2 protein-coding genes are annotated in these 7,034 nt (G+C 72.3%); one reads left to right on the top strand and one right to left on the bottom strand.

Annotated elements, in window-relative coordinates; all coding sequences use genetic code 11:
- The coding region (locus IE145_RS32930) for a non-ribosomal peptide synthetase (RefSeq protein ID WP_373296659.1) at positions 1–6,805 on the bottom strand (6,805 nt) is incomplete at its 3' end.
- Between IE145_RS32930 and IE145_RS33685 the strand changes: the two genes are divergently transcribed.
- Positions 6,710–7,034 (top strand): hypothetical protein (locus IE145_RS33685; RefSeq protein WP_229826023.1); only part of this gene is annotated, 325 nt, incomplete at its 3' end. The two genes, IE145_RS32930 and IE145_RS33685, sit on opposite strands and share 96 nt — an antisense overlap.

The following is a 7,034-nucleotide window of genomic DNA, read 5'->3' as shown; positions in this document are numbered from 1 at the left end:
CACGCTCAGCCGGATACTCCGGATCCAACGGCAAATACGCCGCACCCGTCCTCAGCACCGCGAGCAACGCCACCACAAGATCCACACCCCGCGGCAACGCCACCGCGACAAACCGCTCCGGCCCCGCACCCAACTCCGCCAGATAAAACGCCAACCCCCGCACCCGCGCATCCAACTCACCGTACGAGAGCTCGCTCGCGCCTGCCAGAACGGCGGGGGCGTGCGGGTCGCGGGCCACCTGCTGCTCGAACAGGCGCAGGAAGTCCGGTGCCGGCGCCTCGCGGGCGGTGTCGTTCCACTCGACGAGCACCTGCGACCGCTCGTCCGGTGTCAGGACGTCGAGCGCCCCCGTGGCCAGGTCCGGCGTCCGGGCGATGGCGTCCAGCACCCGCTCCAGACGGGCCACCAGAGCACGGGCCGTCCCCGCCTCGATGAGGTCGGGACGGTAGCCCACGCGGATCTGCAGACCCGTCCCGGGCGTGACCATCAGGGTCAGCGGGTAGTGGGTGGAGTCCTCGCCCGCCACGTCCGTGACGTTCAGCCCGGAGCTCTTCTCCTGGAGGCCCTCGGCGTCGAACGGGTAGTTCTCGAACACCACCAGCGTGTCGAAGAGTTCGGTGAGCCCGGTTTCACCGAGCACGTCGGAGAGACTCAGGTGCTGGTGCTCGATGAGGGCGGACTGCTGGTCCTGCAGCCGCTTCAGCAGCTCCAGCAGTGATTCGTCCGGGTCCGTCGTCACCCGCACCGGCAGGGTGTTGATGAACAGACCGACCATGGACTCGATGCCGGGCACCTCCGGCGGGCGACCGGAGACCGTACCGCCGAAGACCACGTCCCGGCGCCCGGTCAGCCGGCCCAGCAGGACCGCCCAGGCGCCCTGAATCAGGGTGTTGAGGGTCAGACCGGTGGTCCGGGTCAGGCCGCGCAGCCGCTCGTTCAACTCGTCGGGCAGGTCCAGGGACAGCTGTACCGGAGCCACCGGTGCCCGGTTGGGATCGGCGGGCACGAGCAGGGTGGGCTCGGTGACGCCCTCCAGCGCCTGCTTCCACGCCTGGGCTGCGGCGCCGTGCTCCCGTCGGGCCAGCCAGGACAGGTAGGTGCGGTACGGGGTGACGACAGGCAGGTCCGTGTCGTCACCGCGCGTCCGGTAGAGGGTGAACAGCTCGGCCATCAACAACGGCATCGACCAGCCGTCGAGCACGATGTGGTGGTTGTTGAACAGCAGCGTGTACCGCTCGTCCGCCAGCCGTACGAGGGTGAAGTGCAGCAGCGGCGCCCGGGTGAGGTCGTAGCGCCGGAAGCGGTCCCGCGCGACGATCCGCTCCAGCTCGGCGGTGCGTGCCGGCTCGTCCATGTCCCGCAGGTCGATCTCCGTCCACGGCAGTTCGACCTCGCGCCGGACGACCTGGACGGCCGTACCGGAGCCGATCCGGTGGAAGCCGGTGCGCAGGTTGGCGTGACGGCGCAGCAGGCCGGCGACGGCCGCGCGCAGTGCCCCCGCGTCGACCTCGCCCTCCAGGGCGATCTCGAACTGGACCGTGTACACGTCCAGTTCACTCTGATCCAGCTCCGAGTGGAAAAGCAGCCCGTTCTGGAGCGGGGCCACCGGCAGGATGTCCTCGACCGAGGCGGGGTCGTCCGCCTCCAGCTCGTGGATGTCCTGTCGGCCGACAGTGACGAGGTCGAGGTCGGAGGGCGTGCGGCCGCCGGCGCCGGGATGCTCGGCATGTGTGGCCAGCGCCGTGAGCGCCGCGGTCCAGCGCCCAGCCAGTGCGCGGATCTCCTGTTCGGAGAAGAGGGCCTCCGGGTAGCGCCAGAAGGCGGTCAGCCGCGGGCCTTCGGGCCCGTCGCTGGTCGAGGCGAGGATGTCCAGGGCATGCGCCACCGGCGTCCGCGGGTCGTCACCGCCGATGAGGACCTCTTCCGGCGCCGGGCCCCAGTCCGCGTTCTCCTCGCCCGTCCCGGCGGTGAACCTGCCGAGGTAGTTGAACGAGATCTGCGGGGTCCCGGCAGCGGCGAGGAGGGGGGCGGTGCGCTCGTTGAGGTGGCGCAGCAGGCCGTAGCCGATGCCGTGGTCCGGAATCGCCCGCAGCTGCTCCTTGACCCGCTTGAGCGCGGCCCCGGCGGCTGCTCCGGCCGGGGAAGCGTCGAGGGGGCCCGGCTCACCCGCGTCGACGAGGACCGGGTAGGCAGAGGTGAACCAGCCGACGGTGCGCGACAGGTCCGCTCCCGGCACGATGTCCTCGCGCCCGTGGCCCTCCAGAGCCAGCAGCACGCCGGTCGGCGCGTCCGCGTCGGTGACGCGGCGATGGGCCGCCACGGCCTGGGCGAGCGCGGTGGTGAGTACGTCGGCCACACCGGCGTGGAAGACGGCCGGGACCTTGGTGATCAGGCCACGGGTCAGCTCGGCCGGCAGGGAGACCTCCACCGTGCGCACGGTGGACGCCACGTCCCGCGCGGGGTCGGGCGCCTCGGCGCCGAGCAACGGGTCCGGTCCGCCGAGGCGGCCGAGCCATGCGTCGAGTTCGGCTTCCCGTGCGGGTTCCCGGGCGGCCTCGTGCAGCCGCCTGGCCCAGGTGCGCAGCGACGTGCGTACGGGCTCCAGCTCGGGCGGCTCCCCGGCCTGTACCGCCTGCACGGCGGCTGTCAGGTCCGGCAGCAGGATGCGCCAGGAGACCCCGTCGACGGCCAGGTGGTGGACGACGAGCGCGAGTCGGCCCTGACGCCCGGAGCCCGCGTCGAGCCAGAGCGCGCGCAGGACGGTGCCCGCGTCCGGGGCCAGCCGCTCGACGGCCCGGCGGCCGTGCTCGGCGAGAGCCACCTCGAACGAAGCCGTGTCGAGGCCGCGTACGTCGATCCGCTCGATCAGCATGTCGGCGTCGACCGCCCCGCGCGGCAGGGTCTCCAGGTTCCATTCCGGGTCCTGGCCGCTGCCCGTGACGGTCAGTCGCAGGCGCAGCGCGTCGTGGTGGTCGACCAGTGCCTGGAGGGCGGCTGACAGCTGCGGCCGGGTCAGGCCGGCCGGGGACAGCAGGACCATGGACTGGCTGAAGCCGTCCATGGGCACCTTGCGGTCCCGGAGCCAGGCCGTGATCGGCGTCAGCTCGATCGCGCCGGTTCCCGCACCGGCCTCCTCCAACGGGGCGGCGTCCTCAGCCGTGGCGACGGTCGCCAGGCCCGCGGGGGTGCGGTGCTGGAACACGTCCTGTGCGGTGATGACCAGTCCGGCCTTGCGGGCACGGGCGACGAGCTGGATGGAGGCGATGCTGTCGCCGCCGAGGTGGAAGAAGTTGTCGTCGGCGCCGACCTCGGACTCCGTCAGGCCCAGCAGTGCGGCGAACAGGCCGCACAGGGTGTGCTCGGCGGGGGTGCGCGGGAGGCGGACGGCCTCGGTCCGGTCGGCTGTCGGCGCGGGCAGTGCCTTGCGGTTGACCTTCCCGTTGGGGGTCAGCGGCAGCGCGTCCAGCGTCACGAAGACGGAGGGGACCATGTGGTCCGGCACGGCGGCGGCGAGTTCCTCCCGCGCGGCGTTCTCGTCGGCGGACCCGGCGCCGACCGCCGGCACGAGGTAGGCCACGAGGCGCCGGACGCCCGGGATGTCCTCGCGGAGGACGACCACGGCCTGGCCGACGTCCGGTCGGCGGGTCAGGATCGCCTCGATCTCGCCCGGCTCGATCCGGAAGCCGCGCAGCTTGATCTGGTCGTCGGCACGGCCGACGAATTCCAGCTGGCCGTCGGAGCGCCAGCGGGCGATGTCGCCGGTGCGGTACATCCGGGTGCCGTCGCCGCCGAACGGCAGCGCGACGAAGCGCTCCGCGGTGACGTCGGGGCGGCCCAGGTAGCCGCGGGCCAGGCCGGGCCCGGACACGTACAGCTCGCCGGGTACGCCCACCGGCACCGGGCGGAGCGCCCCGTCGAGGACGAAGGCCCGGGCGTTGACCACAGGGCGTCCGATGGGCGGCACGCTCTCTTCCCGCCAGGCCGCGCACTCTGCGCCGCCGGGAGTCAGGACGGCGTACGAGGCGGCGACGGTGGTCTCGGTGGGGCCGTAGCCGTTGACCATGCGGCGCCCTGTCGACCAGCGGCGCACCTGCTCCGGGGGAAGGGCCTCGCCCGCGACGGTGAGTGACATCCCCGCCGGGAGGGACCCGTCGGGCATGGCGGCGAGCGCGGCCGCGGGCAGCGTCACCTGGGTGATGGCGTGCTCGGCGAGCAGCTCGGCCAGCGGCTCGCCCGGCAGCAGCCGCTCCTTGGGCGCGAGCACCAGCTCGGCGCCCGTCAGCAGGGCGACGGCGATCTCGGCGAAGGCCGCGTCGAAGCTGACCGAGGCGAACTGCAGCACACGGCCCCCCGGGCGGACGTCGAAGGCCGCCGCAGCCGAGGAGCGCAGGCCCGCGATGCCGCGGTGGGCGACCACGACGCCCTTGGGGCGGCCGGTGGAACCCGAGGTGTAGATGACGTAGGCGGGGTGGTCCTGGGACAGCGGGGTGTGCCGGTCCGCGTCGGTGACCGCGGTCGCGGCGCGGCCTTCGACCGCGGCGGCCTCCTCGGCGTCGTCGAGCATCAGTACGGGCATGCCGACGGCCGGGAGGCCGACGGCCGAGGTGCTCAGCAGCAATGCCGGGGCGGCGTCGGTGAGCATGTACCCGATGCGGTCAGCCGGGTAGTCGATGTCGACCGGGACGTACGCGGCCCCGGACTTGACGACCGCGAGGATCGCGACGACGAGCTCGGCGGAGCGCGGCAGCGCGATGGCGACCCGCTGCTCGGGGCCCGCGCCGCGGGCGATCAGCTCGCGGGCCAGCCGGTTGCTACGGGCGTCGAGTACCTCGTAGCAGAGGGTGGTTGAGCCGAAGGTGACGGCCGGCGCGAGCGGCGTGCGGGCCACCTGGTCGGCGAACTGCTCCGGGAAGGTGGCGTCGGGGAGGTCCCGTGCCGTGCCGCTCCACTCGCCCAGTATCTCCCGCCGCTCGCCGGTGGAGAGGATCTCCACGCCGCTCAGGGCGGCCGAGGAGTCGTCCGCGACGGCGGTCAGCAGCCGCTCCAGGCGGTCGCACAGGGTGGCGACGGTCGCCGCGTCGAACAGGTCGGTGCTGTACTCGACGACACCGCCGATGCCGTCCGCCACTCCGTCGGCCGTGTAGCGGTCGGTGAGACTGAACGACAGGTCGAACTTGGCCGCGTGGGAGTCGACACCCTGCACACCGACGGCGAGACCGTCGATGTCGAGGCTGGCGGCGGCCACGTTCTGGAAGGCCAGCATGACCTGGAACAGGGGGTGCCGGGAGAGCGAGCGCTCGGGGTTGACCGCCTCGACCAACCTCTCGAAAGGCAGGTCCTGGTGGGCGTAGGCGGCCAGGTCCGTCTCGCGCACACGGTGAAGCAGCTCGGCGAAGCTCGGGTCACCGGACACGTCCGTACGCAGCACCAGGGTGTTGACGAAGAAGCCCACGAGGTCGTCGAGGGTCTCCTCGGTCCGGCCTGCGATGGCCGAGCCGATCGGGATGTCGTCTCCGGCGCCCAGGCGGTGGAACAGCGCGGCCAGGCCGGCCTGGACCACCATGAACAGGGTCACGCGCTCGCGGTGGGCCACCTCCGCGAGCTTGCGGTGCAGCTCCGGGCCGAACGCCACCGGCACGGAGCCGCCGCGGTGGCCGGAGACGGCCGGACGCGGCCGGTCGGACGGGAGGTCGAGCGTCTCGGGCACTCCGGCGAGCTGGGTCTGCCAGTAGGCGAGCTGGCGGGCCATGGTGCTGTTCTCGTCGTCGGCGTCGCCGAGGACCCGCTGCTGCCACAGTGTGTAGTCGGCGTACTGCACGGGCAGGGGCGCCCAGTCGGGGGCCGCGCCGCGCATCCGTGCGGCATAGGCGGCCGACAGGTCGCGGCCCAGAGGCGCCATCGAGGAACCGTCGCCGGCGATGTGGTGGATGAGGAGCAGCAGCACGTGTTCCGTCTCGCCGAGCCGGAACAGCTCGGCTCGGAGGGGGTGCTCCGTCGCAAGGTCGAAGGCGTACGTGACGGACCGTGCGAGTGCCGCGTCCAGTTCGTCTTCGGTGGTCCTGGTGACCACGAGCTCGGGGACGGTCTCGAGGACGACCTGGTACGGCTTGCCCTCGGTCTCGTGGAAGACCGTGCGCAGGGTTTCGTGGCGGAGTACCACGTCGCCGATCGCGGCCTGGAGCACCGCGGGGTCCAGCGGGCCGGACAGGCGCAGTGGCAGCGGGATGTTGTACGTCGGACTGGGGCCCTCCAGCCGGCTGAGGAACCAGAGCCTGAGCTGGGCCAGTGACAGCGGTACTCGCTCCGGGCGCTCGACCGCGGTCAGGGCCGGGCGTCCGGCGTCGGAGCCCGTCTCCAACCGGGCCGCGAGCTGGGCGACCGTCGGCGCGTCCCACAGCACGCGCAGCGGGATCTCCACGGTGAAGGTGGTGCGGATGCGGCTGATGAGCTGGGTGCCGAGCAGCGAGTTGCCGCCGAGGTCGAAGAAGTTGTCGTCGATACCGAAGGCCGCGGGGGCGAGGTCGAGCACTTCGGCGAAGAGGCCGGTGAGGATCTCCTCGCGCGGTGTGCGCGGTCCGCGTCCCGCCGCGGTGCCGAACTCGGGAGCCGGCAAAGCCGCACGGTCGAGCTTGCCGTTGGGAGTCAACGGCAGCGCGTCCAGGACCACATACGCAGCAGGCACCATGTACTCGGGCAGACTCCCCCCGACATGAGCACGCAGCCCACCCACAAGAGGAACCGCCCCACCCGGCGCCGCCACGACATACGCGACAAGCTGCTGCGAACCGACCGAATCCTCACGCACGACCACAGCGGCCTGCCCGACCTCGGGAACCTCCCCCAACACCGTCTCGATCTCACCCAACTCGATCCGGTGACCACGGAGCTTGACCTGATGATCCGCCCGCCCCAGAAACTCCAGCTCCCCATCCACCCGCCACCGCGCGATGTCCCCCGTCCGGTACATCCGCCTACCAGCACCACCGAAAGGATCAGCCACAAACCGCTCAGAAGTCAGCGACGCACGACCCAGA

This window comes from Streptomyces sindenensis, from assembly GCF_014649035.1.
GTDB classification, from domain to species: Bacteria; Actinomycetota; Actinomycetes; order Streptomycetales; family Streptomycetaceae; genus Streptomyces; species Streptomyces sindenensis.
The sequence above is the reverse complement of the archived record's forward strand: the minus strand, read 5'-3'. Positions and strand labels throughout refer to the sequence as shown.